Here is a 1,214-nt window from a genome sequence, read left to right as displayed (position 1 = left end):
GCGCCGAGGCGGCCGCGCTCCACGACGAGGTGGCGTCGGCGCTGCGGAGTGACGGCCAGGTACCACCGGGCGTCGCCGCGCTGACGTCGCTGGCCGCGGCGGTCGAGCTGGGCACGGTGCTCCCGCGCGCGGACCGTCGGCGGTACAAGGCCCGGATCGCGGAGCTGGAGGAGCAGGCGGGCGCGGCGGTCCCGGCGCTGCGCAAGGTGATCCGCGAGCTGAACGCGGCTCGGACGGCCGCGATCTCGGCAGCCTCGGGCGGCGGTGGAGGTGGTGGCTGAGGGGTGTTCGCGAGGTGATCGCTGCTTGCACGGCGGCGAACCAGGGGCGGGAGCGGCTGAGGGGTGCGGCGTCTGGCGCGGCGGGTTCCGGCGGCCGAGGATGCACTGGCGGAACCGGATCCGTTGCTGCGCAGGTGGCTTGCGTGGTGGTCCGCGGCCCGCACGGCCGCGATCTCGGCGGCCTCGGGCGGCGGTGGAGGTGGTGGCTGAGGGGTGTTCGCGAGGTGATCGCTGCAGTGGCGGCGGCCGAGCAATCCTCGCCAGGCGATCGCGATCCGCACACCCGCGATCGCGCCGGGTTCGGCGCGCCGCGGCTCGGACGGCGCGGATCCGTTGCCGTGCAAGTGAACGTGACCAGCGCGGCGGCAGGCAGAGCGTCGCCGCGGGAAAGACGGCGGGGCGGGCGTCCTCCACGGCGCTTCCACCCCGCGCATCCGGCACCCAGGGAGCCGAGGGGGCTCGCTGGGTGTCAGCCGGTGAACAGCCGGCCGAGGTAGTAGTCCACTGTGGCCACTGCCTCGGCCGGTGTCCGGTGGCCCATCAGGATTTCCGAGCCCTGGGAGTCCGCGAGGGCCCACAGGATCGCAGCCTCGGTGGCCGGGTCGGCCGATGGCGGGACCGTGCCGGCCTCCTGGGCCTGGCGGACCTGGTCGGCGAAGAACGCCAGCAGTTCCGGCGCGCCCTCGCCGAACACCTTCGCCATCGCGGGGTCGGCGACGGCGCGGATGAAGTACGCGACGCCGATCAGGAAGTCGCCCTCGCTTTCCGGGTCGCGGGGGAGGATCTCGACCAGGCACGCGCGCAGGATCGACCGCGGCGTCGGCGGGCCTTCGGCGAGCACCTTCGCCGTGATCCGCTCGGTGCGCAGCTTGTGCCGGTGTTCCAAGGCGAACAGCAGCATCTCGTCCTTGGTCTTGAAGTAGTGCTGCACCG

General features: G+C 73.8%; 2 protein-coding genes. One reads left to right on the top strand and one right to left on the bottom strand.

Features of this window, described 5'->3' with window-relative positions; translation table 11 throughout:
• On the top strand, window positions 1-281 hold a 281-nt coding region (locus G3I65_RS05980), incomplete at its 5' end, for a GPP34 family phosphoprotein (RefSeq protein ID WP_203612292.1).
• A 469-nt stretch (window positions 282-750) separates the two neighbouring features.
• Here the strand turns inward: G3I65_RS05980 and G3I65_RS05975 are convergent.
• Window positions 751-1,214 (bottom strand): TetR family transcriptional regulator C-terminal domain-containing protein (locus G3I65_RS05975; RefSeq protein WP_160695212.1); only part of this gene is annotated, 464 nt, incomplete at its 5' end.

The organism is Amycolatopsis sp. SID8362, from assembly GCF_010550475.1.
Classification (GTDB): Bacteria; Actinomycetota; Actinomycetes; order Mycobacteriales; family Pseudonocardiaceae; genus Amycolatopsis; species Amycolatopsis eburnea.
Note: the sequence above shows the minus strand (reverse complement) of the source record. Positions and strands in the feature narration are given on the sequence as shown.